22 protein-coding genes and 2 pseudogenes are annotated in these 25,500 nt (G+C 70.5%); 10 read left to right on the top strand and 14 right to left on the bottom strand.

Annotated elements, in window-relative coordinates; genetic code table 11:
- The first annotated feature begins 6 nt into the window (after positions 1 to 6).
- Entirely contained in the window at positions 7 to 762 is a 756-nt protein-coding gene (locus R2B38_RS00330; RefSeq protein WP_318014342.1) for a hypothetical protein, read from the top strand.
- Between the two features lie 76 nt (positions 763 to 838).
- Here the strand turns inward: R2B38_RS00330 and R2B38_RS00325 are convergent, their stop codons facing one another.
- From R2B38_RS00325 to R2B38_RS00290, 8 genes and pseudogenes are all read right to left on the bottom strand, one after another.
- Entirely contained in the window at positions 839 to 1,837 is a 999-nt protein-coding gene (locus R2B38_RS00325; RefSeq protein ID WP_318014341.1) for a sugar phosphate isomerase/epimerase, read from the bottom strand.
- A gap of 28 nt (positions 1,838 to 1,865) precedes the next feature.
- Entirely contained in the window at positions 1,866 to 3,062 is a 1,197-nt protein-coding gene (locus R2B38_RS00320; protein WP_318014340.1) for a Gfo/Idh/MocA family oxidoreductase, read from the bottom strand.
- A gap of 23 nt (positions 3,063 to 3,085) precedes the next feature.
- Positions 3,086 to 3,271 (bottom strand): annotated as a pseudogene (locus R2B38_RS00315) (hypothetical protein); the annotation flags it as partial.
- Positions 3,238 to 3,651: a 5-deoxy-glucuronate isomerase gene (locus R2B38_RS00310; RefSeq protein ID WP_318021559.1), complete on the bottom strand. Its 414-nt coding sequence runs from the start codon at positions 3,649 to 3,651 to the stop codon at positions 3,238 to 3,240. The pseudogene R2B38_RS00315 and the gene R2B38_RS00310, both read right to left, overlap by 34 nt.
- 152 nt (positions 3,652 to 3,803) lie before the next feature.
- Positions 3,804 to 4,661 (bottom strand): sugar phosphate isomerase/epimerase, encoded by an 858-nt coding sequence (locus R2B38_RS00305; RefSeq protein WP_318021558.1) that lies wholly within the window; start codon positions 4,659 to 4,661, stop codon positions 3,804 to 3,806.
- A 106-nt stretch (positions 4,662 to 4,767) separates the two neighbouring features.
- Entirely contained in the window at positions 4,768 to 5,655 is an 888-nt protein-coding gene (locus R2B38_RS00300) for an ATP-binding cassette domain-containing protein (RefSeq protein WP_318014339.1), read from the bottom strand.
- 5 nt (positions 5,656 to 5,660) lie between these two features.
- Positions 5,661 to 6,737, bottom strand: coding sequence for an ABC transporter permease (locus tag R2B38_RS00295; protein ID WP_318014338.1), 1,077 nt, complete (start codon positions 6,735 to 6,737; stop codon positions 5,661 to 5,663).
- Positions 6,737 to 7,756 carry a sugar ABC transporter substrate-binding protein gene (locus tag R2B38_RS00290; protein WP_318014337.1) on the bottom strand — a complete coding sequence of 340 codons (1,020 nt, stop codon included), beginning with the start codon at positions 7,754 to 7,756 and terminating at the stop codon, positions 6,737 to 6,739. Before R2B38_RS00290 ends, R2B38_RS00295 begins: the two co-directional genes overlap by 1 nt.
- 342 nt (positions 7,757 to 8,098) lie before the next feature.
- Between R2B38_RS00290 and R2B38_RS00285 the strand changes: the two genes are divergently transcribed.
- The 5 genes from R2B38_RS00285 to R2B38_RS00265 all read left to right on the top strand — a co-directional run bounded on the left by R2B38_RS00285 (position 8,099) and on the right by R2B38_RS00265 (position 15,750).
- Positions 8,099 to 9,130 carry a LacI family DNA-binding transcriptional regulator gene (locus R2B38_RS00285; protein ID WP_318014336.1) on the top strand — a complete coding sequence of 344 codons (1,032 nt, stop codon included), beginning with the start codon at positions 8,099 to 8,101 and terminating at the stop codon, positions 9,128 to 9,130.
- Between the two features lie 626 nt (positions 9,131 to 9,756).
- Entirely contained in the window at positions 9,757 to 13,518 is a 3,762-nt protein-coding gene (locus R2B38_RS00280; RefSeq protein WP_318014335.1) for a hypothetical protein, read from the top strand.
- 290 nt (positions 13,519 to 13,808) lie between these two features.
- A complete protein-coding gene (locus R2B38_RS00275; protein ID WP_318014334.1) occupies positions 13,809 to 14,450 on the top strand; it encodes a hypothetical protein in 642 nt (213 codons plus the stop codon).
- A gap of 62 nt (positions 14,451 to 14,512) precedes the next feature.
- On the top strand, positions 14,513 to 15,358 hold the full coding sequence (locus tag R2B38_RS00270) for a glycine betaine ABC transporter substrate-binding protein (RefSeq protein WP_318014333.1): 846 nt from the start codon (positions 14,513 to 14,515) through the stop codon (positions 15,356 to 15,358).
- Between the two features lie 59 nt (positions 15,359 to 15,417).
- Positions 15,418 to 15,750, top strand: coding sequence for a hypothetical protein (locus R2B38_RS00265; protein WP_318014332.1), 333 nt, complete (start codon positions 15,418 to 15,420; stop codon positions 15,748 to 15,750).
- A gap of 164 nt (positions 15,751 to 15,914) precedes the next feature.
- Here the strand turns inward: R2B38_RS00265 and R2B38_RS00260 are convergent, their stop codons facing one another.
- From R2B38_RS00260 to R2B38_RS00245, 4 genes and pseudogenes are all read right to left on the bottom strand, one after another.
- On the bottom strand, positions 15,915 to 16,262 hold the full coding sequence (locus tag R2B38_RS00260) for a DUF3618 domain-containing protein (protein WP_318014331.1): 348 nt from the start codon (positions 16,260 to 16,262) through the stop codon (positions 15,915 to 15,917).
- Positions 16,259 to 16,397 (bottom strand): annotated as a pseudogene (locus R2B38_RS00255) (phage holin family protein); the annotation flags it as partial. The gene R2B38_RS00260 and the pseudogene R2B38_RS00255, both read right to left, overlap by 4 nt.
- A 148-nt stretch (positions 16,398 to 16,545) precedes the next feature.
- Positions 16,546 to 18,315, bottom strand: a complete 1,770-nt coding sequence (locus R2B38_RS00250) for a thiamine pyrophosphate-dependent enzyme (protein ID WP_318014330.1) — start codon at positions 18,313 to 18,315, stop codon at positions 16,546 to 16,548.
- Between the two features lie 36 nt (positions 18,316 to 18,351).
- A complete protein-coding gene (locus tag R2B38_RS00245) occupies positions 18,352 to 19,920 on the bottom strand; it encodes an FMN-binding glutamate synthase family protein (RefSeq protein WP_411978548.1) in 1,569 nt (522 codons plus the stop codon).
- A gap of 379 nt (positions 19,921 to 20,299) precedes the next feature.
- On the opposite strand from R2B38_RS00245, the gene R2B38_RS00240 reads away from it, so the two are divergent.
- From R2B38_RS00240 to R2B38_RS00225, 4 genes are all read left to right on the top strand, one after another.
- Positions 20,300 to 20,650, top strand: a complete 351-nt coding sequence (locus R2B38_RS00240; protein WP_318014328.1) for a PRC-barrel domain containing protein — start codon at positions 20,300 to 20,302, stop codon at positions 20,648 to 20,650.
- A gap of 394 nt (positions 20,651 to 21,044) precedes the next feature.
- Positions 21,045 to 21,389 carry a hypothetical protein gene (locus R2B38_RS00235; RefSeq protein WP_318014327.1) on the top strand — a complete coding sequence of 115 codons (345 nt, stop codon included), beginning with the start codon at positions 21,045 to 21,047 and terminating at the stop codon, positions 21,387 to 21,389.
- 403 nt (positions 21,390 to 21,792) lie between these two features.
- Positions 21,793 to 22,335, top strand: a complete 543-nt coding sequence (locus tag R2B38_RS00230) for a TetR/AcrR family transcriptional regulator (RefSeq protein WP_318014326.1) — start codon at positions 21,793 to 21,795, stop codon at positions 22,333 to 22,335.
- 60 nt (positions 22,336 to 22,395) lie between these two features.
- Positions 22,396 to 23,253, top strand: a complete 858-nt coding sequence (locus R2B38_RS00225; protein ID WP_318014325.1) for an SDR family oxidoreductase — start codon at positions 22,396 to 22,398, stop codon at positions 23,251 to 23,253.
- 105 nt (positions 23,254 to 23,358) lie between these two features.
- Here the strand turns inward: R2B38_RS00225 and R2B38_RS00220 are convergent, their stop codons facing one another.
- Positions 23,359 to 24,345, bottom strand: a complete 987-nt coding sequence (locus tag R2B38_RS00220) for a YihY/virulence factor BrkB family protein (protein ID WP_318014324.1) — start codon at positions 24,343 to 24,345, stop codon at positions 23,359 to 23,361.
- Positions 24,346 to 24,390: 45 nt separating this feature from the next.
- The gene (locus tag R2B38_RS00215; RefSeq protein WP_318014323.1) at positions 24,391 to 25,365 is read right to left on the bottom strand and encodes an amidohydrolase family protein; all 975 of its coding nucleotides are present in this window, start codon (positions 25,363 to 25,365) and stop codon (positions 24,391 to 24,393) included.
- Positions 25,366 to 25,500 lie beyond the last annotated feature (135 nt).

The following is a 25,500-nucleotide window of genomic DNA, read 5'->3' as shown; positions in this document are numbered from 1 at the left end:
TTGACGATGGACGACAGCGGCGACGAGCGGCTCCCGGGCTGGGCGACCTGGCGGCGCAGGCCCTTCCCCGACGCCAACCTGCTGCTCCTGCCCGGCCGTTGCCCGGCCCTCGTCGACAGCGGATTCGTCGGCCACGCACAGGAGACCGCCGCGTGGGCCCGTGCCCATGCCGGACGACGCGTCGACCTGGTCGTCAACACGCTCGCCGCCCACAAGGGGACGGACGAGGAGATCGGGGCGGTCTACGCGTTGATCCGGCTGGCCACCGCCCAGTCCCACCTCGGAGATCCGCGCACACGCCCATGGACGCTCGGCTACGACGCCTGGATGCGCGGCGACCTGAAGGAGGCCGCGCTCATGATCCGGACCGCGATGGAGAACGAACGGGGCTTCACCGACTGCCTCAGGGTCGCCCTGATGGTCGAGCAGCTCGCCTGGGTCACCGCCGCGAGCGCTGAACACCGGCACGCGGGGCGGCTGTTGGGGTCCGCGCGCGCTCGGATGTTCACCCCGCACGGTCGATGGACATGTGGAGGACATCCTGGCCGAGTTCGGCTTCTGCTCCCGTGTCCGGATCGCTTCCTGGTGGACTGCCGACCAGGGGTCCAGGCCATGGACCAGCCCCGCGCCCGGGGGAGCCGGCCTGACGCGGCCGTGCGGTGCTTGGGGCCGCGGTCACCGGCCCGTTGGGCGGTCCGCTGCGGCGTCACCTCGTTGCCCAGCGTGTGGACTTCCCTGCGGCGTCACCGCGCGGCTCGGTGAGCGGCTGAGGACGGCGGACCGGCCCGGCTGGGCCGGGCGCGGTCCTGTACTCCCGTACCTGACAGGGGAGTTGGGCCTAGACGGCGGCCGCGGCGGCGTGCAGGTTCTTCGCGGCCAGGGCGAGGCCCTCGGTCTGCGAGTAGGCGGCGTCCTCGTGCTCGATGTTCACGGCCATGTCCGGGTCGACCTCGGCGAGGGCGCGCAGGAACTCCGTCCAGTACGCGACGTCATGGCCTTCGCCGACGGCGACGAACTTCCACGCCGGGTTCTCGGGCCAGGAGTTGCACCAGAAGCCGTAGCCGGTGGGCACCTTGTCCGGCGCGTCGGCGGGGACGCGGGTGAACGACGTGTCCAGCACACCGCGGATGTCCGCGCCGGGGCAGAGCGTCGCGTCCTTCGCAGCGGCGTGGAACACCAGCGGGCCCAGCCACTTGATGGAAGCGACGATGTCCATGCCCTGCCACATCAGGTGCGAAGGGTCCATCTCCGCACCGACGTTGGTCGCGCCGGTCGCGTCGACGAGCCGCTTCAGGGTGATGGGGGAGAAGACGATGTTGTGCGGGTGCATCTCGATGGCGACCCGGACGTCGTTCTCCCGGGCCAGCGCGTCGATCTCCTTCCAGAACTCGACGGCCACACCCCACTGGTAGTCGAGGACGTCCATGTAGACGCCGTCCCACGGATTCACCACCCAGGAGGGGTACTTGGCGTCCGGGTCCGAGCCCGGTGTACCGGACATGGTGACCACGTGCCGCACCCCGAGCAGTCCCGCGAGGCGGATCGTACGGCGCAGGTCGTCCGCGTGCTTCGGGCCGACGCCCGGGAGCGGATTGAGCGGATTCCCGTTGCAGTTGAGGCCGGTCAGCTCCATCCCGCGCTCGGCGAACGTCGCGAGGTACTCCTCGCGCGCGGCCGCCGAGGACAGCAGCAGGTCGACCGGGCAGTGCGGGGAGGGGATGAACCCGCCGGTGTTGACCTCGACGGAGGTCAGGCCGTTCTCCTTGAGGACGTCGAGGGCCTCGGCCAGGGGGCGGTCGTGCAGACAGGCGGTGTAGGCGCCGAGCTTGAGGGACATGCGGGTGCTCCTTGGATGAGTGCGGGGGTCAGACGGCGGGCGGGACGGTGACGGCGGCGCCGCCTGTCTGCGAGGACTCGACGATCGCGCGGATGATCTCGATGGTCCGCAGCCCCTCGGCGAACGAGGCGCAGGCCGGCAGCGGGTCGGCGACCCCCGCGACCTGGTCGAGGAACGCCCGGGCCTGGTAGGTGAAGTTGTCGGCGTTGCTCGCGCCCACACCGGGCGCCTCCATCGGCACCCCGCCCGCGAAGTACGGCAGTTGGGGCCCGGCGATGATCTGCCGGGCACCGCGCGTATGGGCGTCGGGCTGTGCGTCGTCGAAGAGGTACTCGGCCGGCCGGTGCTGGTCGAACGCGGCCCGGCCGCCGACCCCGAGGACGTCGAACGCGAGCCCGTTGGGCAGCCCGAAACCGGTGCGGGTGACGGAGAAGGTGCCGACGAGCCCGGACTCGAAGCGGACGGTGAAGGACGCGGTGTCCTCGTTCTCCACCTCGCCGAACTCATCCGAAACGGGTGCGGAGTTGTGCCCGACGACCGCGCCCAGCGGCAGCGGGCGCTTCGCGATCTGGGTGGACAGCATGGCACCGGAGACCGAGGCGATGGGCCCGGCGACGTACTCGGCGGCGTCGATGACATGCGAGCCGACGTCCCCGAGCGCGCCGGAACCGGCACCCCCCTTGAAGCGCCAACTCAGCGGCCCCCGGGGGTCGGTGGCGTAGTCGCACCAGTAGCGTCCGCTGAACAGGGTGAGGTCACCCAGCTCCCCGCGCCGTACGTGCTCGCGGATCGCGGCGATGCCGGGGGAGCGGCGGAAGGTGTAGCCGACGGCGGTGACGACGTCGGCGGACCGCTCCAACTCGGCCATCGCACGGGCGTCTTCGAGCGAACCGGCCAGCGGCTTCTCGCACAGCACGTGCTTGCCGGCGGCGACCAGCGCCTCGGCGATCGGCCGGTGCAGCGCGTTCCCGACGACGATGCTGACGGCGTCGATCGTCGGGTCCTCGGCGACGGCCTCCCAGCTCGGCAACGCCTTCTCGAAGCCGTAGCGGCGGGCGGCGTCCTCGGCGAGCGCGGTGTTGGCGTCGGCTATCGCGGCCAGCCGGACCGGCGGCAGTCCCGGCCCGAACACGGTGTTGACGTTGCGGTATCCGGCGGCGTGACTGCGGCCGGCCATACCGGCTCCGATCACCGCGACGGACAGGGGCTTGGCGGAGGAGGTCATGAGGTGTCCCTTGAGATGAGAGGTCAGCTGGGGGCGGGAAGGTCGAAGACGGGCTGTGGCCGACGAGCGGTGACGACGACCGTGGGGCGGGTGCGGAAGCGGATGCTGAAGCGGCGCGCGGCCTGGCCGGAGACGGTGGACAGGGCGGTTCCGTCGCCGTACGGGTCGGCGTTGATCACGTTGATGGCCTCGTCGAGCGGGTCGACACGACGGGCACGTTCCCCTTGGGCCCGTACCGGGCGGAGAGTGAGCTCCACCCGGTACGGGCGGGGGGCAGTGCGAACGTCCCACCGTTCGCACTGCGGACAGGGGCCTCCGACGCGCGTGGCAGATGCGCGCAGTCGGTGGCCGAGGCGAACACGCTTGTCCGGCCGGTGAGTTCGAAGGCCGATCTGCCCGTGGTGACGGCGCGGGAGTCCGTCAGCGGCAGGACCGGGACCTCGGAGTCTCCGGTGGACAGGGCGTGTGCCTCGCCCGGCTTCAGGGCCAGGATCCTGAAGCCGGAGTGTCCCCGGCCCGCCGACTCGGGCGCGGCCAGGAGGTCGTAGGAGCCGTCGGTCAGGCCCACGTCCGCCAGGAGCGGACACATGTCCACTCCCACACGGCCCACGGTGAGCACCTCCAACGGCATTTCGCGATTCCCTTCGCTCCGGTGACCCCAGGGGGCACGTTGTTAAAGCGCTTTAAGAGCGCCTGCGGCGGAGTACTGTCCACACGCCGAAAAGGCATGTCAACGGTCTGCTACGACGATGCGGCGAGGTACTCGTCGATCTTCGCGCGCATGAACAGCGAGGACTCCTTGGCCCGTTCCTCCCAGGCGAAGACGCACGCGGTCAGGGTGCCGTCGAAGTCGTTCTCCCGCAGGGCCCGGAACAGCTCGCCGAAGTCGACCTCGCCCTCGCCCATGTCGAGATGCTGGTGGATCCGGGCGGTGGTGCCGGGCGGGTTGAGGATGTACCGGTTGCCGGAGGACGCGGTGTGGTCGAAGGCGTCGGCGAGGTGGACGTGGGTGAGCAGGTCTCCCGCGTGCCGGATGATGCCGGGGGCGTCGTCACCGATGTGGAAGGTGTGCGGGGCGCAGTACAGGAAGCTGACGCTCGGGTGGTTGATGCCCCGGATGAAGTCGACCGCCTGATGCCCGTCCTCGATGAAGTCGTCGGGGTGCGGTTCCAGCGTCAGCCGGATGCCCTCCTGTTCGAAGAGGGGGAGGAGTTCGTCCATCGACTTCCAGAACTGGGCCTCGCTGCGGTCCGCTTCCTCGGGCCGGCCGTTGAACTCCGAGATCATGCTGTCCACGCCCAGTTCGGAGGCGATCTGGATGGACCGCTTCCAGTAGCGCACGGCGGCCTGCCGGGCGTCCTCGTCGGGGCCGGACCAGCGGAACAGCGGCAGCAGGGACGAGATTCCCACACCGGCCGCGTCCAGCGCCTTGCGGAACTTGCGCACGGTGGCGTCGTCCACGCGGGGGTGACGGAAGAAGGGGATGAAGTCCTCGCGGGGCGACAGCTCGATCCACTCATAGCCCAACTCGGCCACCACACCGGGCAGTTCGAGCAGCGGGACATGACGGATCATGTACGGGTCGAGGGCGATCTTCATGAGGGAATGCCTTCGGGGATAGAGGAACGGGGGTGTGGGGAGAGGGAGTTGGAGCTGGTGCGGGGCGCGTCGGACGAAGGCGTCCACCCGTGTGGGGGTACGGCTGTCAGCCGGCCGTTCCGACCGGGGCCGTGGCGTCCTCGCCCTCCGGCAACTCGTTGACGTCGAGGCCGCGTACCTGGGACAACTCGTGCTTGAGCGCGGCGAGTTCGGTGCCGCCGGCCATGTGGTTGGTGAGCTCTTCGAGGGTGATCTCGCTGCGCTCCGCCGACAACTCCATCGTGCCCAGGCGCAGGACGCTGAAGTGGTCGCCGACCATGTAGGCGTGGTGCGGGTTGTGGGTGATGAAGATGACCCCGAGGCCGCGTTCGCGGGCCGCGGCCACGTACTTGAGGACCACACCGGACTGCTTGACGCCGAGTGCGGCGGTGGGTTCGTCGAGGATCAGGACGCGGGCCCCGAAGTAGACGGCACGGGCGATCGCCACACACTGGCGCTGACCACCCGACAGGGTGCCGATGGGCTGGTCCAGGTTGTCCAGGACGATGCCCATGTTCCGCAGTTCTTCGTCGGCGGTCTTCTTCATCTTCTCGATGTCGAGACGGCGGATCGGCCAGGGGCCGCTGGTCATCTCGGAGCCGAGGAAGAAGTTGCGCCACACCGGCATCAGCGGCACGGTCGCCAGGTCCTGGTAGACGGTGGCGATGCCCTTGTCGAGTGCCTGGCGCGGGGTGGTGAAGTGGACGGGCCCGCCGTCGACGAGGAACTCGCCCTCGGTGTGCTGGTGCAGGCCGGAGATGATTTTGATGAGCGTGGACTTGCCCGCGCCGTTGTCACCCAGCACACAGGTGACCTGGCCCGGGCGGACGGCGAGGTCGACGCCGTGCAGGGCGCGGACGTTGCCGTAGGACTTGCCCGTGTTCTGCAGCTCGACTACCGGGGCGCCGCTGCCCGTTGCGGGGGCCGTGGGCGTGGTCGGGTGGGTGGTGGTCACTGGGTTCACCTCCGGGTCGCCGCGCGGCTGACCCACAGATTGATGAGGGTGGCGCCGAGGAGCATCACGCCGAGGAAGGCCTTGAACCAGTCGGGGTTCCAGCCGGCGTAGACGATGCCCTGCTGGACCATGCCGAACATGAAGGCGCCGAAGACCGGGCCGATCGCGGAGCCGGCGCCGCCGGTGAGGAGGCAGCCGCCGATGACGGCCGCGGCGATGTAGATGAGTTCCTGGCCGACGCCCTCGCCGGACTGCACGGTGTTGAAGGAGAACAGCTGGTGCATGCCGACGAACCAGGCTCCGAAGCCGACCAGCATGAACAGCGAGATCTTGGTGAAGTCCACCGGGACGCCGACGGCGCGCGCGGAGTCCTTGTTGCCGCCGACCGCGAAGATCCAGTTGCCGTACTTGGTGCGCAGCAGGACCCAGGTGGCGACGGCCGCGAAGACCAGCCACCACACGATCGTGATCTTCACCTGTACGCCGCCGACGTCGAACGAGGACGCGAAGACCTTCCTGGCCTGGTCGAAGCCGTCCATGGTGCTGATGTCGTCGGTCGCGACGTTGCCGGTGATCAGCTTGGTGACGGCGAGGTTGACGCCCTGGAGGATCAGGAAGGTGCCCAGGGTGATGAGGAAGCTGGGCAGGCCGGTCTTGACGAGCAGCCAGCCGTTGAGGAATCCGATGCCCAGCGACACCGCCAGGGCGACGACCACACCGACCCAGATGTTCATGGTCAGTTGGTAGCTGAGCATGCTCGCGCTCAGCGCCGACGTGATGACCGCGACACCGGCGGAGAGGTCGAACTCGCCGCCGATCATGAGGAGTGCGACGGGCAGTGCCATGATGCCGATGGTCGACGAGCTGTAGAGGATGTTCGCCATCGAGGCGCCGTCCCGCACGGGCGGGGCCGTGATCAGGAAGAACGCGAAGACGGCGGCGGCGCCGAGGAAGACGCCTATCTCGGGACGCGCCAACAGCCTTATCACCAGGGGCCGTTCGGTGGTCCGGCCGTCGGTCTCCGGCGGGCCGGGGGCCGGCGGTGAGGTCACCGCCGGCTCGGCGTGCTGGACCGTGCTCATCACCGGGTGCCCTTCGCGGCGAACTTGGCGACGGTGTCGACGTTGGTCTTGTCGACGAAGGCCGGGCCGGTCAGTACGGGCTGCTCACCGCCGCCGCTGTAGTTGCCGTTCGTCTTGTAGAGCCACAGCGCGTCGACCGCCAAGTAGCCCTGGAGGTAGGGCTGTTGGTCGACGGCGAACTGGATGGTGCCCTTCTCGATCGCGGAGATGAGGCTCGCGTTGAGGTCGAAGGTGGCGACCTTCGCCTTGCTGCCCGCGTCGGACAGCGACTGCACGGCCGTCAGCGCGAAGGGGGCGCCGAGGGTGACCACCTCGTCGATGGACTTGTCCTGGGTGAGTTTGGCGGAGATCGTCGACTTCACCGACGGCATGTCCGTGCCGTTGACGTAGAGGATGTCGGTCTTGCCGCTGAAGGTCTTCTTCACGCCGGCGCAGCGCTGTTCGAGGTTGACGTCGCCCTGGGCCTGGATCACGCACAACGTGTGCTTGACGCCGGTGGAGTTGAGCTTGGTGCCGAGCGCCTGGCCGGAGACGGACTCGTCCTGGCCGAAGAAGGAGAGCAGGCCCTGCTTCTTCCACTCGCTCAGCCCGGCGTTGAAGCCCACGACGGGGATGCCGGCCTGCTCGGCCTTGGCGACGACGGCCTTCATGGCATCCGGCTTGGCGAGGGTGACGGCGATGCCGTCGACCTTCTGGTCGATCGCGTTCTGCACCAGGTTGGCCTGGTCGGCGGCCGTCTCGTCGTTCGAGTAGACGAGCTTGACGTTGTCCTTGGCCGCGGCGGCCTCGGCGCCCTTGCGGATGGTGTCCCAGAAGGTGTCGCCGGAGGGCGCGTGGGTGACCATCGCGATCGTCATGCGCGGAGTGGTGGCCTTGCCCACCGAGGCGTCGGCGGCCGAGTCCGCGGACTTCTTGCCGCCGGAGCTGCTGGAGCAGCCCGCGAGAGCGAGGGCGGCCACGGTGGCGGCGGCCACGACGGGGAGGACTCTGCGGGAGCGGGGAAGGGATGTACGGCTCATGGTTCGTGCACCTCGCTGTGCGACTGAAAGAGGCAGCAGGGCGGTGGATCCGCCGGCTGCTTGACGGGCCGGTGCCGGGGTCTGGACGGGGGATCGGAGTCGGCTCGCGGAGAGCCGTGGCGGCCGGGGGTGCCGACCGCGGCCGCTCGTCCGCCTTGTGGGCGGCGTCGACGGTGAGCGGGTGTCCCCGCCGATCGCGGGCGACGGGCCAACGACCTTCGCCGGAACATCGGGAAGTTGGAACGTCAGGACAATTTAAAGCGCTTTAATTCCTGGTACTATCGACTCGTTTCGAGAGCGTGTCAAGGGCGTTGCGCGAGAAGATTGCGGCCGGGAGGCACAGTGGAGGACGTCGGGGCGGAACATCGCCGGGCAGCCGCGAAGAAGCGCCCGCGGCTGGAGGACGTGGCCGCACGCGTGGGTGTCTCCACCGCGTCCGTCTCCCTCGTGCTGCGGGGTGTGGCGGGCCCCAGCGAACGCACCCGGCAGCGTGTCCTGAAGGCCGCCGCCGACCTCGGCTACCAGGTGGACCGCACCGCCAGCCTGCTGGCGAGCAGGCGCACCAGGATGCTCGGCGTCATGGTCGACGTCCACAGCCCCTTCCACGCGGACCTGGTCGAGCACCTGCACTCGGCCGCCGAGGAGGTCGGCTACGACCTCGTCCTGAGCACCCAGACCCGCACCCGTGACGAGCGCACCGCCATCGAGACGCTCCTGGCCTTCCGCAGCGAGGCGCTGATCCTGCTCGGCCCGACCGCCCCCGTCGACACGCTCGCCGCGCTCGACGGCAAGGCCCCCGTCATCGTCGTGGGCCGACGCATCGAGGAAGGGCAACTGGACGTGGTCCGCACCGCGGACGACGACGGCGTCGGGCAGATAGTCGACCGTCTGGTGGCGCTCGGGCACCGCGAGATCGCGTACGTCGACGGCGGCAAGGGCGTGATCGCCACCGACCGGCGCCGCGGTTATCGGACTGCCATGCGGCGCCATGATCTGGACGCGCACATCAGTGTCCTGCGCGGCGACAACACCGAGGCGGCCGGTGAGCGCGCCGCCCGTCACCTCCTCGACGCGGGTGAACTGCCCACCGCCGTGGTCGCGTTCAACGACCAGAGCGCGATCGGCGTCCTGGCCGCTCTGGCCCGCGCCGGTGTGTCCGTCCCCGGCGAGGTGTCCGTCGCCGGGTACGACGACGACCGGCTCTCCCGCCTGAGCTGCTTCGACCTGACCACGGTCAGCCAGGGGGCCGAGGAGCAGGCGCGCTACGCGGTGGCCGCCGCCGTGGAACGCCTCGACCACGGGCGTACCGAGCCGCGAGAGGTGGTCCTCGCCCCGCACCTCGTCGTGCGCGGCACGATGGCCGAGCCGCGCTGACCGGGTCCGTGCCGATCGCCCATGCCGCGAACTCCCGGAACCCGCCTGCTTGTCGGGACCGTGCCCTTGATGCCCGTCGGCGTCTGGGGTGATGGACGGCTTGGCTTGCGCCACCTGGCCGCCTGCTTCGACACTCACCGGCGACGGGTGGCCGCATGTCGGAGCCAGGCCCCGACGCCGCCCTCAACCGTGGCGGAGCTCTACCGTCTCGTCGAGGAACTGTCCGACGCCCTCCGGCGTCTGGGGTCCCTCCCCGGTGCTCGTCTGCTGGAGACCGGCGGTCCTCGCGGGCTGGTGAACAGACGCGCGTCGGGGGCGTGGCCGGCGGAGCGGATGTGCTGGGCCACGAGCGGACGGATCTTCTCGATGACGGGAACTGGAAAGTCTTCTCACTTTCAAGCTGTCCTGACATACTCGCCGCCAGGAGGCTCACTCCGGCGGCGTCCGGATGGGCTGTGAACGTTCCCGCATGCCGCGCGCTCCTGTCGACGGCCGCGACGACGCGGCATTCCGTCGAGCACCGGTCCGTCTGCTCAGGCCGATCCCGTCCGGGCAGCCCTGTCGTTGCGAAAGCGATTGCCGATGAAACCGCCCATGAAGCCGATCAGCTCTCCCCCGGAGTACCCGTGACCGCCCGGCGCGGGCGTCCTGAGCGCCCGCTGGATCCTGGCGCCGGGCCGGTGCAGGGCTTCGCCCATGAGCTGCGGTCCCTGCGCGGCGAGGCCGGCTCCCCGTCGTACCGCGTGATGGCCGAGCGGGCCGGACTCTCGGTGGCCGCGTTGTCGCGGGCGGCATCGGGAGAGCGCTTGCCATCGGTGACGGTGGTCCGGGCGTACGCGCTGGCGTGCGGCGCCGATCCCGACGTATGGGAGAAGCGGCTGGGAGCGGCGGCCGACGCGGCGAAGGCGGGTGCAGGGGTGGACGGGGAGTCGCCGTACCAGGGGCTGGCGCGGTTCGAAAGCGGCGACCGGGAGCTGTTCTTCGGGCGGGACCGGCTGGCCGAGGACGCCGTGCGCATGGTGCTGGAGCACCGGTTCGTGGTGGTGTTCGGGGCGTCCGGCAGCGGGAAGTCCTCGCTGCTGCGGGCCGGGCTGATGCCCCGGCTGGAGACCGTGGTCGACGAGGCGGGCTGCGACGCGCAGCTCCGGATGATCACGCCGGGCGAGCGTCCTGCGGCCACCCACGGGCCGTTACTGGTGCCGCGGCCGGAGGGTCCTGAACGCCTCCTGGTGGTGGACCAGTTCGAGGAGGTCTTCACGCTCTGCCGGGACCGGGCCGACCGCTGGCGGTTCGTCGACCAGTTGCTCGCCGCCCGCGACCCGGCACACCGGCTGCGTGTGGTCATCACGGTGGGCCGCAACTTCGCCCACCGCTGCGCGGAGCACCCGGGCCTGGCCGAGGCGCTGCGCGACACCGCGCTGACCGTCGAGCCGATGACCCGCACGGAACTGCGGGAGGCGGTCGTCGGACCGGCCACGGCGGCGGGCCTCAGAGTGGAGCGTGGGCTCACCCAGCGGATCGTCGAGGAGGTGGCCGGCCGGCCCGGCGCGCTGCCCATGCTGTCGCAGGCCCTGCGGGAGACCTGGCGCAGGCGGCGCAGCGGTGTGCTCACCCTCGCCGCGTACGAGGAGGCGGGCGGCGTGCACGGGGCGATCGCCCGCGCGGCCGAGGAGGTCTACGGCCGGCTGACCCCCGATCAGGCCGGTACCGCCCAGCGTCTCCTGCTCGCGCTGATCACTCCGGGTGAGGGCGGCCCCGACACCCGGCGCCCGGTACCCCGCGCCGAACTGCGCGAGTGGCAGGACCCCGAGGTCCCCGTCGTCCTCGAGCGGCTCGCCCGCGCCCGGCTGGTCACCCTGGACGAGGAGAACGCGGAACTCGCCCATGAGGCCCTGATCACCGGCTGGCCGCGGTTGCAGTGCTGGATCGAGGGCAACCGCGACCGGCTGCGAATACACCGGCATCTCAGTGAGGCCGCCCGCAGCTGGCAGGAGCACGGCCGTGACGCCGGCTCCCTGTACCGGGGAGCCCGCCTCGTCGTCGCCGACATGCTGTTCGTCCGGGGCAGCAACGACGACGATCTCACCGGTCTGGAACGGGCGTTCCTCAGCGCCTCCCGCGTGGCCCACCGCATGGAGCGCTGGAGCGCGCACCGCGCGAAGGGCCGCGTACGCGCACTCCTCCTCGCCCTCTCCCTCGTCACGGCGGCGGTCCTGGTGACCGGCGAAGCCGCCTGGGACGCCGGCCGCTCGGCCGACCTGGAGCGCACCCGGGCCGCCGCCCGGCACGCCGCCGCCCTGGCCGGTGCGGTGATGACGACCGACCCCCGTACCGCGGCGCTGCTCAGCGTCGCCGCCTGGCGGCTCGCACCGCTGCCCGAGAGCCGCGCGGCCCTGCTGGGCGCCCTGGCCGATCCCGAGCGGGACGTCTTCACCGCCCCCGAACAGGGAGACGGCGTCCGGGACTTCCTCACCGGTTCCGGCCGCACGCTGCTCAGCGTGGGCGCCGGCCGCTGGTCGACCTGGGACGTGGTCACGCACCGCCGTGTCGGCACCGGCCGACTGCCGGGTCTCCCGGGTGTCTCGGACACCCCGGGCGTCTCGGTGGCCGCGGTCGGCCCCGACGGCCGGACCGTCGCCCTGGCCGACGACGGGGGCCGGCGGCTGTGGCGACTGGCCGCCGGGACGGGGGAGTTGTCCGGTCCGCGCAGGGTGGCCGGCCAGGTCGTCGGCTTCGGCGTCGACGGCGCCAGCTATGTCGTCCAGGGCCCGGACTCGACGATCCAGCTGCGCGCCTTCGCGGACGACCGGCCGCTGTTCGAGACGGCGCGGGCCGATGCCCTGGTCCCGAGCGCGGACGCGCGGCTGGCGGCCGTGTGCGCGCCGGGCCGGACGCTGACGCTGTGGGACACCGTCCGGCACCGCGTGCTGCCGGGCGGTTGGCAGACCACGCCGGCGTCGGAGTGCTCGTCCTCGTCCCTCGCGTTCGACGCCGACGGGACGCGGTTCGCCGCGGTCTCGGCCACCGGGACACGCGTCTGGGACACCGCGTCGGGGCGACAGATCGCCGACCTCTCCCGCCCGGGCGACCGACACCTGGCCTTCACCGCTGACGGAACGTTTCTGGCGGCCGTGGGGCCGGACGACGTGACGGTCTGGCGACTGTCGGCCCCGGCCGCGCCGGTGTTCCGCCGGCTGCCGGCCGACGGACCCGTCACCGCCCTCGCCTGGGATCCCGCCGATCCGACCCTGCGCTACCTGGCGGGAAGCACCGTGCACTCCCTCGACCTCTCGGTGCCGCTCGCCACCCCGTGGGCCCACCGGGCACCGGCCGGACTGCTGCTCAGCCCGGACGGCCACCTGCTGGCCACCACCGAGCGATACGGCGGCGGTTACCGGTTCCGGCTGAGCGACACCAGGACCGGCCGCCCCCTCATGGACGCACCGCTGCCATCGGTGCCCCCCGGCACACGGGGAACCGGAGTGATCACCGCGCAGGGGAGCGGCCGGCCCCTGATGGCGTTCAGTCCCGACGGCCGGGCTTTCGCCTACGGCATCGGCGCCCCTTTTCCGCGACTCCCGGCTCCGCGCCCCACGTCCGCCCGGTTCGTCGTGTGGGACGTGCCGGGCAACCGGCCGCGGGCCTCGCTCGACCCGGGCGGGGCATTCGCATCAGGGGTCCGCTCCATCGCGCTCACCCCGGGAGGCCGGGAGCTGCTGCTGTCCCGGGCCACCCTCGCCGGCCCGCTCGACGGTGAGGTGTGGGACACCGTCCGCCGTACCGGAAGCGACAGACCGCGGGCCCTGGCCAGAGCGTCCAGGGCAGCCCTCGTCGCCGGTTACCGCGGCCCGGACGCGGACCTGCCCTACGGCGTGACCGTCCCGCTCGACCAAGGGGAGGGCCCGTACGCCGTCGCGCTCAGCCGTGACGGCAGGTACCTCGCGACCGGCGGCGGCTTCGGCAGCGTCACCCTCTGGCACGGCCGCGGCATCCGTACCCGGGCCACTGTCATCCCACCCGCCCCCGCCCCGGTGTCCTCGTCCGACTGCACCGCCTGCTCGCGGGTCACCGCGCTCGCCTTCAGCTCCGACGGCCGTACCCTCGCGGTGGGCTACGGCTCGGGCGCCCTCCGGCTCTGGGACGTCGACGCGCGGCAACCTCTCGGCGGCGGCCTCGGCACCCCGGGTGACGCGATCCTGTCCCTCGCCTTCGCGGCGGACGGCGGTTCTGTCTACGCCGGTGGCGCTCACGTCCCCGTGCGGCGGTACGCCATCGATCCCTCGTCGGCCGTCACCCGCCTCTGCGCGCGCGCCGGAACGACGCTGACCGCCGCCGAATGGCGTGCCTACCTCCCGGACGTGCCCTACCGGCGCGTGTGCGGTTCCTGACGCCGGACCCGAGTCACCGCACGAGCCCGGCAAGCACCGCACACAGAGCCGGGCAATGCGCCGGCAACCACGCGGTCAACGATCCGTATCCGGCGCGGATCCGGCTTGTTTACGCCTCTGAGCTGCATTGATCAACAAATCGGAGCCCCCAAGAGTGGGACGTGCCCGGTCCGCCTCAATTCCCCGTGGGCGGAACGGGCGGGCGGCTCACGGCAATTCCGTCGGCCGCCCGCAACCCACCCCGCTCGCGCCGACGGTTCCCCCGCCGGCCCCCCCACTGGAGTGCCCCGATGTCATTCCCGTTCCGCAAGCCCGCTCTCCCCAAGCGCGTGTTCCGTACCGCCGGGGCCGTCGCGGCCCTCGCCCTGGGAGCGTCCCTGATGGCGGCTCCGCAGGCCACCGCCGCCGACAGCCCGACCACCAAGGAGCTGCTGGACGCCTGCGGCTGGGCGGACCTGTGCGAGTTCCACGCGACGGACTACTGGACCTACACGGGTCCGACGCACCAGGTCGGCAGCACCGCGTTCAACTGCGCGAGCCAGACCAACCAGCACCGTATCGACTGGTCGGACACGACCGGCTCCACGAACACCTTCGGCATCACGGTCAGCGCGAGCTACGAGTGGTTCAAGGTGTTCACGGCCAGCATCGCCGCGAGCTACAGCCACAGCTGGGAGGCATCGCACACCGACACCGAGAGCAACACGCTCAACATCCCCGCCGGTTACAAGGGCTGGATCGAGCGCGGCACCGCCAAGCAGCAGGCCAAGGGCTGGTACGAGATCCACTTCGGGAAGCGCTACTACGGCCACTACATCTGGTACGTCAACAACTACCAGTCCTCCGGCGCCAACAGCGACCACCCGGAATGGGACACGGTGACGTTCAAGGACGCCAAGATGAGCTCCGGCGACCGCGCCGCCCACTGCTGAGACCGGACGACGGCATGTGGTGCTCCCCTGCTTCCCCTCCCCGTTCCAGGCTCGGCCTCGTCGTGGCCGCCGTCTGCTCCCTGGTCCTCCTGACCGGCTGCGCGGCCGGCGCACACAGCGAATCCGACACCGCCTACGCGGACCGTCAGGGGCCGATCGTGATCGGCACCGACACCTCGGCAGAGAGCCGGGCGGTGGCCGCCCTGTACGGCGAACTCCTCACCCACGCCGGACAGCGGGTGCGGATGGCGGCCACGAGCTACCCGTCGCCCGCAGCCGCCGCTAAGGCCGTGGTGGCGGGGGAGATCGGCCTGGCGCCGGCGTACGAGAGCACCCTGCTGCGCACGTTCCCGGGCGGGCAGATCCTGCCCGGGAACATGCCGGCGACGCTGAGCATGGCGCTCCCGGTCGGGATCGTCGCCCTGCCCCCGGCCGTGGCCCAGCGCGGAGTCGTCCTCGCGGTCAGCCCGACCACCGCGCGGCGCCACGACCTGCACAGCCTCGCCGACCTCCAGGAAGCCGGCGGCCGCCTCGCCCTCGGCGGATCGGCCGCCGGCACCCCGGACGCTCCGACGCCCTCGTCACTGAAGGAGGCGTACGGCGTCACCCTCACCCCCGCCGGCACCTCGGCGACCGCCGACGTACTGGCCCTGCGCGGCACGGACCCCGTCATCACCCGGGACGGACTGGTCGTGCTGACCGACCCCGCGGGCGTCATCCCGCCCGAGCACGTCTTCCCCCTCGTCCAGGCCCCCGACGCGGGCCTGGCCGCGAGAAATGCCCTGGCCCGCCTCAACTCGGCCCTCACGACAGACCAGTTGGCCGCTCTCGCCGCCGCCGTCGGGTCGGGCGAGTCCCCGTCCGAGGCGGCGCTGACCTGGCTGCGGTCCAAAGAACTGCTCAGCTGATCTCCCTCACCCCACAGGATGGTGGCAACGACATGCAGGACATCAGAAGGAAAATCACCATGACGGCGCTCGCCGCGGGCGCCGTCCTCGGCGGCCTGGCCGTTCCCACGACGGCCAGCGCGGCAACGGTCCCCGCCGTACAGATCACGGTCTGCAACGACGGCGACGTGACCCAGTTGTTCTGGGTCAAGGGCTACAACCAGTACAACGACTGGGACGACTCGCCGGTCTGGAGGGTCAACGCGGGCACCTGCGCCACGGGTTGGAACTTCTGGTGGAAGAAGAACTCGTCGGTCGAACTCCACTACAAGCGCGGCGACGCCGGATGGACCTGGAAGCAGCAGTACGTCCCCAGGACCAACGACAACACGACGACATTCCGCCTGTCGTAGGCTCCGGAAAGTCGGCTGCCTGTCGGCGTCCGCCCGGGTTCGGGTCGCGGGGGACGCCGACAGGAGTGATCAGCCGGGACAGGTGCCGGTCAGTCGACGGGTGTCGGTGGCGTCGGGGGTGTCCTCGTCATGGCCGGGCGGTCCGTAAGCGATCTTGCTCGCTCTCATCGGTGCTTCCTGGAGCGGCGGATGAGCAGCAGCGCGATGAGCGCACCGGCCGCGGCGAGCAACGGGGCACGGTTGGCCCGTGCCGCCTGCAGACCCTGGCCGGCCTTCTCGCGTACCGGCTCCGGGGTCTTGTCCTGCACCACGTGGACCACGTGGGATGCCTTGTCCCGCAGTTGGGCCTGGGCCTGTGCCGTTTTCTCCTCGGCGCGGGTCTTGACGTCGGCCTTCGCCGCGAGCGCCTCGACGGTCTCGCCGAGTTCCTCGCGCGTCGCCTCGACCTGCGCACGCGGTTCGTCCGTGGCGGGCGTCGCCTCATCGCCGGTGTGCGGCTTGTCCTGGGTCATCGGTGTGCCTTCTCCCTGATCTCGGCCACGTCGGCCTTGACGCTGTCGATGGTCTGTTCCGGTGCCGGCGGCCAGGGCGCCGGTGACGATCAGTGCGGCCGCCTGTACATCCAGCACGAGCGAGAGCGTGGCGATCAACCGGCCTTCTCCTGCCACCGTCTGATCGTGTGTCCGAGTACCCGGGTAAGGACGCCTCACCGCTTGTCGGAGCAGACGTGTCGACAGGCTGTCCGGTGACCTCGGGGTCGGAGTGGGCCGGGCCGCCGTCCTCCTGCGCCCGTGATCAGTGCTGGGTTTCGTCGCCGTGGCTGTGCAGGAGTTCCTTCATCTTGGCGACGGCGAAGCCCCAGCCCTGTTCGACGGTGGGTTTGGCGGGTACGGCGATCTCGTCCGGGTTGGTCAGGACGTCGAGCAGGACGGGGCCGGCGGTGGCGAAGGCGCGGCGTACGGCGTCGTCGAGGTCGGCGGGGTCGGTGACGCGGATGCCGGTGATGCCGAGGGCGGTGGCGACGGCGGCGAAGTCGGGGTTGTCCAGGACCGTACCGAACTCGGGGAGTCCCGCCTGCTCCTGTTCCAGCTTGACCATGCCGAGGCGGCGGTTGTCGAAGACGACGAGTTTGACCGGCAGTCGGTAGGACTTGAGGGTCATGAGGTCGCCGAGGAGCATGCTCAGGCCGCCGTCGCCGCAGAAGGCGACGACCTGGCGGTCCCGGTCCAGGTACTGCGCGCCGAGCGCCTGCGGCATCGCGTTGGCCATGGATCCCAGGTTGTAGGAGCCGATCAGTCGACGTGTCCCGCGCATCTCGACGAACCGGGAGAGCCAGACGGTGGCCATTCCGGTGTCCGAGGTGAAGATCGCGTCGTCGGTGGCGCCGCGGTCCACGGCGGCGGCCAGTGCCTCCGGGCGGATGCCGTGTTCGCGGTTGTCCAGCGCGGAGCGGGCCTTGCCGACCAGGCTCTGGTCGTGCGCGGGATCGGCGAGGCGTGCCTGGCTCGCACGCCAGCTCAGGAAACGCTTCCGTCCTTCCTCCAGGTGACCGCGGTCGCGTGCGCCGCTCAGGTCGCCCAACTCGCCTGGCTCGGCGGCCAGTTGGTCGAGCAGGTCGCGCACGGTGGCACCCACGTCGCCGACGAGGCCGAGGTCCACGGGGACGCGGCGTCCGATGTGCGCGGGCTCGGTGTCGACCTGGATGACCGTACGGCCCTCGGGATACCAGTCGCGGTAGGGGAAGTCGGTGCCCAGCAGGAGCAGGGTGTCCGCCGACCGCATGGCTCCGGCCGCCGCGGGGTTGCCGATCAGTCCGGTCTGGCCGACCTGGAAGGGGTTGTCGCCCTCGAAGCCCTCCTTGGCCTTCAACGTCAGCACCATCGGGGCCGCGAGGCGGTCCGCCAGCGCGAGGACGTCCTCGCGGGCGGCGCGGGCGCCCTGCCCGACCAGCAGGGTGATCCGGTCCGCGGCGGAGAGGAGGCCGGCGGCCCGTCGTACGGCGGACGCCTCGGGGCGGGTGGTGGGTGTGGTGAGGGAGAAGCGGGCCGGACGGTCGTGGTGCAGTTCGCGGTCGCCGAGGTCGCCCGGCACGGTGAGGACCGCGACGCCCTTGTGGCCCAGGGCGTTGCGCACCGCCGTCTCCAGGAGCTGCGGCAGCTGGTCGGGGTCGGTGACGGTGGCGCGGAAGACGGCCACGTCACGGAAGAGCAGGTCGTTGTCGACCTCCTGGAAGGCGTCGCTGCCCAGCTCGGACAGCGGGACCTGGCCGGCGATGGCCAGGACGGGCGTACGGCTCTTTGCCGCGTCGTAGAGGCCGTTGAGGAGGTGGACGGAGCCGGGGCCGACCGTGCCCATGCACACCCCGAGGCGGTCGGTGAGCTGGGACTGGGCGCTGGCGGCGAAGGCGGCGGCCTCCTCGTGGCGGCAGCCGACCCACTCCACGTCGTCGGTGGTGCGGATGGCGTCGGTGAGGGGGTTGAGCGCGTCTCCCACGACGCCGAACACCTGGCGGACGCCGAGTTCGCTCAGGGCGTCCACGATGACGCGGGCGACGGTTCGTGCCACGGATTCCTCCAGGTCGGATCGTGCGGCGGGTGCGGGTCAGATGGTGAAGTGGTCGGGGTCGGCGGCCTTCCAGTCGGCCGCCCAGTCGGCCGGGGGCTCGACGAGCAGTTGCCCGGGGGAGAGCCAGTCGTACAGGACGTCGTAGGAACGCACGGTCTGCGGGTCGATGCGACGGCGCAGCATGTGGGGCCGGAGCTGGGCGGGGTCGGTGACGCCCATGGAGGCCATGATCTGCAACGCGCTGCCTACGGTGGCCTCCTGGAGGCGCCGTACGCGTGCGGCCTTGTCGCCGACGTCGAGTGCGCGGGCCCGGCGCGGGTCCTGGGTGGTGACGCCGACGGGGCAGGTGTTGGTGTGGCAGCGCTGGGCCTGGATGCATCCGACCGCGAACATCATGGCGCGGGCCGCGTTGCCGTAGTCGGCGCCCTGGATCAGGCGTTTGACGAGGTCCGTCCCGGTGGCGATCTTGCCGCTCGCGCCGATCCGGATCCGGTCCCGCAGGCCCGCGCCGACCAACGCGTTGTGGACGGTCGTCAGACCCTCGGTGAGCGGGGTGCCGACGTGGTCGGCGAATTCGAGAGGGGCGGCGCCCGTGCCGCCTTCACCGCCGTCGACGATGATGAAGTCGGGCGCGGTGCCCTCCTCGATCATCGCCTTGCACACGGCGAGGAACTGGCGCCGGGAACCGGGGCACAGCTTGAAGCCGGCAGGCTTGCCGCCGGACAACTCCCGCATCCGCGCGATGAATCGGACCAGTTCACGAGGCGTGGAGAAGACCCGGTGATACGGCGGTGAGATGACCGTCCGCCCTTGGGGGACGTCCCGCACCCGGGCGATCTCGGCGTTCACCTTGGCCCCGGGCAGCACCCCGCCGATCCCGGGCTTCGCCCCCTGCGACAGCTTCAGCGACACGCATTTGACGCTCTCGCCGGACGCCTTCTCGGCGAACTCCCCGGGATCGAAGTCCCCGTCCCGGGTCCGGCAGCCGAAGTAGCCGGTACCGATCTCCCAGACCAGGTCGCCACCCGGGCGCAGGTGGTACTCCGACAGCCCGCCCTCACCGGTGTCATGCGCGAAACCGCCCGCCGCCGCGCCCTGGTTGAGCGCGAGCACGGCGTTGGCGGAGAGGGAGCCGAAGCTCATCGCGGAGACGTTCAGCAGGGCCATGTCGTACGGCCGGGTGCAGTCCGGGCCGCCGATCCGTACCCGTGGCGGGTCCTCGGGCACCGGGCGCGGAGCCATCGAGGGAACCAGGTACTCGTATCCCGCCTGGTACACGTCACGCTCGGTCCCGAACGGCTCCTCGGCGGCGGTGCCCTTGGCCCGCTCGTAGACGATGCTGCGGATGTCCCGGTCGAAGGGGCGGCCGTCGAAGTTCCGCTCGACGAAGTACTGCTGGAGTTCCGGGCGGACGCGTTCCAGCAGGAAGCGGGCGTGCCCGAGCGCCGGATAGTTCCGCAGCACCGAGTGCCGCCGCTGGACCAGGTCCCACACACCGATCACGCCGAGCGCGGCGAGCGGCGCCGCGGCCGTCCACCACCAGGGCGACACCGTCACGGCCGCGGCCGCGGCCGCGAGGGCGGCGGCCACGACCACCGCGATCATTCCGATTCTCAGCACGGCCCACGGGTGACCCGCGGGAGCCGTCTTATGCGGACCGGCCGCGTCGACCGGGCGAAAAGTCTCGGTCGGTCCGGTCGGCGACGTACCGGGGAAGGGAGGCCGGAAAGCGCCCGTATGCCATTGAGTAAGGCGGGTACTACGGCCTTCCCGAAGGGGAATCGATATGGCTGTGTTGATTCTTGTACTTCTCCCCGCGCTGATTTTGGGTGGCGTCGGATTCGCGATCAATTGACGCGTGGTGCGTAGTCGACATTTCACATTGTGTGGGATCGAGAACGGTGGGCACTCGACCTCCGAGGATCACCCACCGAAATCTCGGACGGGCTTCCTCGGTATTCACGCACCACAAGGGGAGGTTTGTATGACGGACAACATGTGGGGTTACCAGGCCGAGTCGGGCCACCGGACGGGGACGGATCTGACCGGGTTCAAGGTCGAGGCGAGCGACGGCTCGATCGGCAAGGTCGACAAGCACTCCGAGGACGTCGGAGCCGCGTACATCGTCGTCGACACCGGAGTGTGGATCTTCGGCAAGCAGGTTCTGCTCCCTGCCGGTGTCGTCTCCTCCATCGACGTCGCGGACCGGACGATCCACGTCGGCCGTACCAAGGAAGAGATCAAGAACTCCCCCGAGTTCGACAAGGACAAGCACATCGGGGACGCCGGCTACCACGAGCAGGTCGGCGGCTACTACGGAGACCACCGAGCCTGACGGTCACCACAGCGCACAGGGGCGGGTGCCGGCGTTCGGCCGGCGCCCGCCCCTTCGCAGCCCTACCGATGCCCTGAACGTCCGCACGGTCCGGCCCCCCCAGGTCAGGGGTGTCGAGGTCGGATTTGTCTTCGGGCGTCGGGGTACCCGGCTCTGACACCAATTCTGTGCGAGGAAGTCTGTGCGAGGAAGTCTGCGCGAGGAAGAGGGGACGCCGTGAGCGAGCGCGGCCCGGAAGCCCCAGGAAACACCGGAGGGCCGAAACCGGGCGGAAAGGCGCCACGCATTCCGGCAGCCCACGTCCAGGGCACTCCGTGCCCGACGAACCGCCCACTGTGACTCATGCGTCCGTTCGATCCTCTGTGTCCCGTCGTTCTGAAGGAGAGTGAGCCCGATGGCCACCGTGTCCCTCACCGCAGCGTCCAAGGAGGACGCTGCCACTGTTTTCGGCGTCCTGCGGATGGCGTTCCCGACCGACCGTTCCCTCGACGACATGGCCCAGGAGCAGCCGGGCGACCACTCCGTCGTGTGGACCGCGGAGTTCGAGCCGGCCCGGGAGCGGATCCCGACCGATCCCGTTCCGCTGGACAGCTCGGTCTCCGCCACGCTCCAGGGCGCCTACGCCGCCGTGGACCAGCTGTTCGAGGCTCTGAGCACGGCGTTCGCCGTGGACCACTGGGGTGCGGCGTCGGGTGACCAGGGGAAGGAGGTCGATGTGCGGCTCAGCAGCAAGCGGTGACGTGAGCGTGTGATGACCACGAAGCGCGCCGCGATCTTCGACGTCGACCCGGTGGCGGTGCCCGATACGGAGTGACCACAAGGCTGAAGTGGCGGGGGCAGGTGAGTACGCCGTCGTCCTGGGGCGGGATGCCGGCTCGCCGAATACCGCTGTGTGCGCGGGCGTACCGCGGGGGACCGCGTACGGCCGGCCTTGACCTTCAACGCCCCCATCGGTGGCCGGAAAGCGCTGACCGCCCGCCGTTCGGGTTGAGCTCGGGGGCGATCAGGGGGTACTTTCGATACGCAACGGTAGCGTATCGAAAGTGAGGCGGTCACTCTTGACCGGGGCATCGAGTGGGCCGCGTGACGGCGGAGCGGACGGCGCGGCCGGCATGGGTCGGCCGCGGGATGCTCGTCGGGATGTGGCGATCCTGGAGGCGACGTTGTCGCTGCTGACGGAGCTCGGGTACGAGCAGTTGTCGATCGAGGCGGTCGCGGGGCGGTCGGGGGTCGCCAAGACGACGATCTACCGTCGCTATCGGGACAAGGCCGACCTGGTTGCCGCGGCGGTGGACTATCGCTCGCATGCCACGCCGCCCGCGCCTGCCGCGGCCGACCTGCGGGCGAACCTGCTTGCGCTTGCCGGGTGGCTGGCCCGGGAGATCGCTGAGCAGGAGATCGGACTGCTCGGGGCGCTGTTCGCGGGAATGCGTGGGGACCCGCGGCTCGCTGAGGAGATGCGTCGAATCCTGCGCCGGGACGAGGCGGCGATGACTGATGAGCCGTTCCGCAAGGCGATCGGGGACGGCGAGCGGTTGACTCCCCGGGCCGCCGAGCTCTTCGCCGAGATCGCTCCGGCGGTCATCGTGCACCGTGTGGTCGTCGCGGGCGAGCCGTGCGATGAACGCTTTGTCGAGCACCTCGTCGACGACATTCTTCTGCCGTTGCTGCTTGAGGGCCGCTGAGGCAAACCAATTCCGTGCGCACTGAGTGCGGCGGGTGTGACAAGTAAAAGGGGATTCACCATGATCGTTGTCACCGGGGCCACGGGCGCGTTAAACGGCGCCACTGTTGAACACCTTCTCAAGCGTATTCCTGCGGAGCGGATCGGCGTCAGCGTGCGCGACCTCGACAAGGCGCGGCACTTTGCCGAACGCGGGGTGCGGGTGCGTCAGGGCTCTTACGCGGATCCGGACGCGCTGCGGCACTCCTTCGAGGGTGCCGATCAGGTCCTGCTCGTGTCCTCCAACGACCCGCATGCCGACCATGTCGGCTTGCACCGTGTTGGCATCGAGGCCGCCGTCGCGGCGGGAGCCCGGCGCATCCTGTACACCAGCCATCAGGGTGCCGGGGCCGACAGCCCCTTCCCTCCGGCCCGCGATCACGCCGCGACCGAGGTGCTCCTCGCCGAATCCGGTGTCGCCTGGACCTCGCTGCGCAACGGTTACTACGCCCACAGCGTGCTGTGGCTGCTCAGCCCCTGGCGGCAGACCGGCGAGATCGCGGCACCGGCCGATGGCCCGATCTCCTGGACCGACCGCGCCGACTCCGCCGAAGCGGCAGCGGTCATTCTGGCCGGTGACCGGAGGTTCGACGGGCCGGTCACCCTCACCGCCCGGCAGGCCGTGACCCTCGCCGACGTCGCGGCGATGGCTTCCGAGATCAGCGGCCGCGAGGTCAGGCGGGTCGTGCTGGACGACGAGGAGTGGATCGCGGACAAGGTCGCGGATGGCATGCCGGAGGGGATGGCACGGATGATGCTCACCAGATACCAGGCCGCTCGCGAAGGCCGCTTCGCCGGGGTCGACCCCCTGCTGGCCAGTCTGCTCGGCCGCGAACCCCGCGACGTCGCCGAGCAGTTGGAGGACGGCAGCACCGGCTGAAGGATCGCCGAGGCAAGGGACAGGGGCTGGGCTTCTGTTTGAGGAGTTTGCTCAGTTCCTGATGGTGATGATCACGACCTGACCGGCGCCCAGTGGACGACACGGTCAGTCCATGCGGCGCTGGTCCTTCTTGCTCCAGGCGCGGGTGTCCCGGGGCGGGAGGTATGGCTCCTCATCCTTCGGGAGTCCGCCGGCGACGGCACGCTGGCGGGCCAGTTCCGCGTCGAATTCGAGGCCGAGAAGCACGGCGATGTTGCTGATCCACAGCCACATCAGGAAGACGATCACGCCGGCGAGCGTGCCGTACGTCTTGTTGTACGACGCGAAGTGCGCCACGTAGAACGCGAAGCCCCCCGAGGCGACCATCCAGACCACCAGGGCCAGCACGCTGCCCGGAGTGACCCAACGGAAGCCGCGGCCCTTCACGTTGGGCGCCGCCCAGTACAGGATCGCGATCATCGCCATGACCAGGACGACCAGCCCCGGCCACTTCGCGACCGACCACACCGTCAGCGCCGCGTCCCCGATGCCGAGCGCCGAACCGGCCGCGCGGGCCAGGCCGCCGGTGAACACGACGATGAGCGCGCTGACCACCGTCAGGACGAGCAGCACCACGGTGACGCCGACCCGGATCGGCAGGACCTTCCACACGGGGCGGCCCTCGGGCATGTCGTAGACGACGTTGGCGCTGCGGATGAACGCCGCGATGTAGCCGGAGGCCGACCACACCGCGACCACGATGCCGACCACGGCGACGATCGAGCCGAGGCCGCCGGGCGCCTGAAGCTGGCGTATCGCGTCGCTGATGATGTCCCGGGTCGAACTCGGCGCCAGTTTCTCGATGTTGTCCAGGACCTGCTGTGTCGCGGACTTGCCGGCCATGCCGAGCAGCGAGACCAGGACCAGCAGGGCCGGAAACAGCGACAGCACCCCGTAGTACGTCAACGCCGCGGCCCGGTCGGCGAGTTCGTCGACCTGGAACTCCCTGACCGTGCCCTTGAGCACCGCCCACCAGGACCGCTTCGGCAGTTTGGTGGGCCGGTCCGGCGCCCGGCGCTCGACCCGTTCTCCTGGTCCCGGTGTCCGTGGCATACCAGTGGGGTTACCCGGCTCGGCCCGACCATGCCTGGAGGGCGATCAGAGTTCGAGGCCGAAGAGAGTTGCCGCGTTGGCGGAGGAGAACTTGTGCCGGTCCTCGTCGGAACTGAAGTGTCCGAGGAAGGAGTTGATCTCGTCCCGGGTCGGGTGCTGGAACGGGTAGTCGGTGGAGAAGATCAGCCGGTCGACGGTGGTGACGGACAGGGCGTGGTGGAGCAGCGCGGGGTTGAGCATGCCGGAGGCGGTGATGTGGAAGTTGGTCCGGATGAAGTCCGAGACGGGCCGTCGCAGGCCGGCGAGGCGGGAGAGGCTGTCGGCCCGGTCGAGCCAGAACAGCAGCATCTCGCCCCAGTGGCCGAGCACCACCTGCAGGGCGGGGTGGCGGTCGAAGGTGCCGCGCAGGATGAGCCGGAGTGCCGCGGTCGCGGTGTCGAGGTGCCAGCCCCAACCGAAGGTGGCCAGGCCGAGATCGGTCAGCTCGCCGAGACCCCGGTAGGAGGCGTCGCGCACCGCGTCCGAGGGGATCTGCGGGTGGATGAAGACCGGCTGGCCGAGTTCCGCCGCGGCGGCGAAGAACTCGTCGTAGGCCGGGTCGTCGAGGAAGCGGTCGCCGGAGCGGCCGTAGACCATCGTGCCGACGTGGCCCAGGCCCTTCGCGCGCACGAGTTCCTCGACGACGTGCTCCGGGGAGGACATGGGCAGCGTCGAAAGCGCCCGGAACCGTGTCGGGTTCTTGTCGACGGCCGCGATGGCCATGTCGTTCGCGGCGCGGCTCAGGTGCCGGGCCTGGTCGGGGGCGAGCGGCTGGGTTCCGGGCGGGGTCAGGGCGAGGACCGCGATGTCGATGCCCTGGGCGTCCATCGCGGCGATCCGCTCCGCGCCCAGGTCCTCCAGGCGGTGTCGGTGGTCGCCCAGCTCGTTGAAGGCGAGGCTCTCGTCCGGCCGCGGCAGGGCTTTGAGAGCGGATGTCAGGCTCGGGGTCACCCAGTGTTCTTCGATGGCGATGAGGGTCATGGTCTTCGTCCTTCGATCGGGCAAGCGGGCAGACGGGCAGACGGAGAGGTGGACAGGTGGGCGGCACGGCCGGTGGCTTCGTTCCAGCGATACCTGTCATTTGACAGCAAAGCTAACGCCCGGACTAAAGTAGCT

The organism is Streptomyces sp. N50, assembly GCF_033335955.1.
GTDB lineage: Bacteria > Actinomycetota > Actinomycetes > Streptomycetales > Streptomycetaceae > Streptomyces.
Note: the sequence above shows the minus strand (reverse complement) of the source record. Positions and strands in the feature narration are given on the sequence as shown.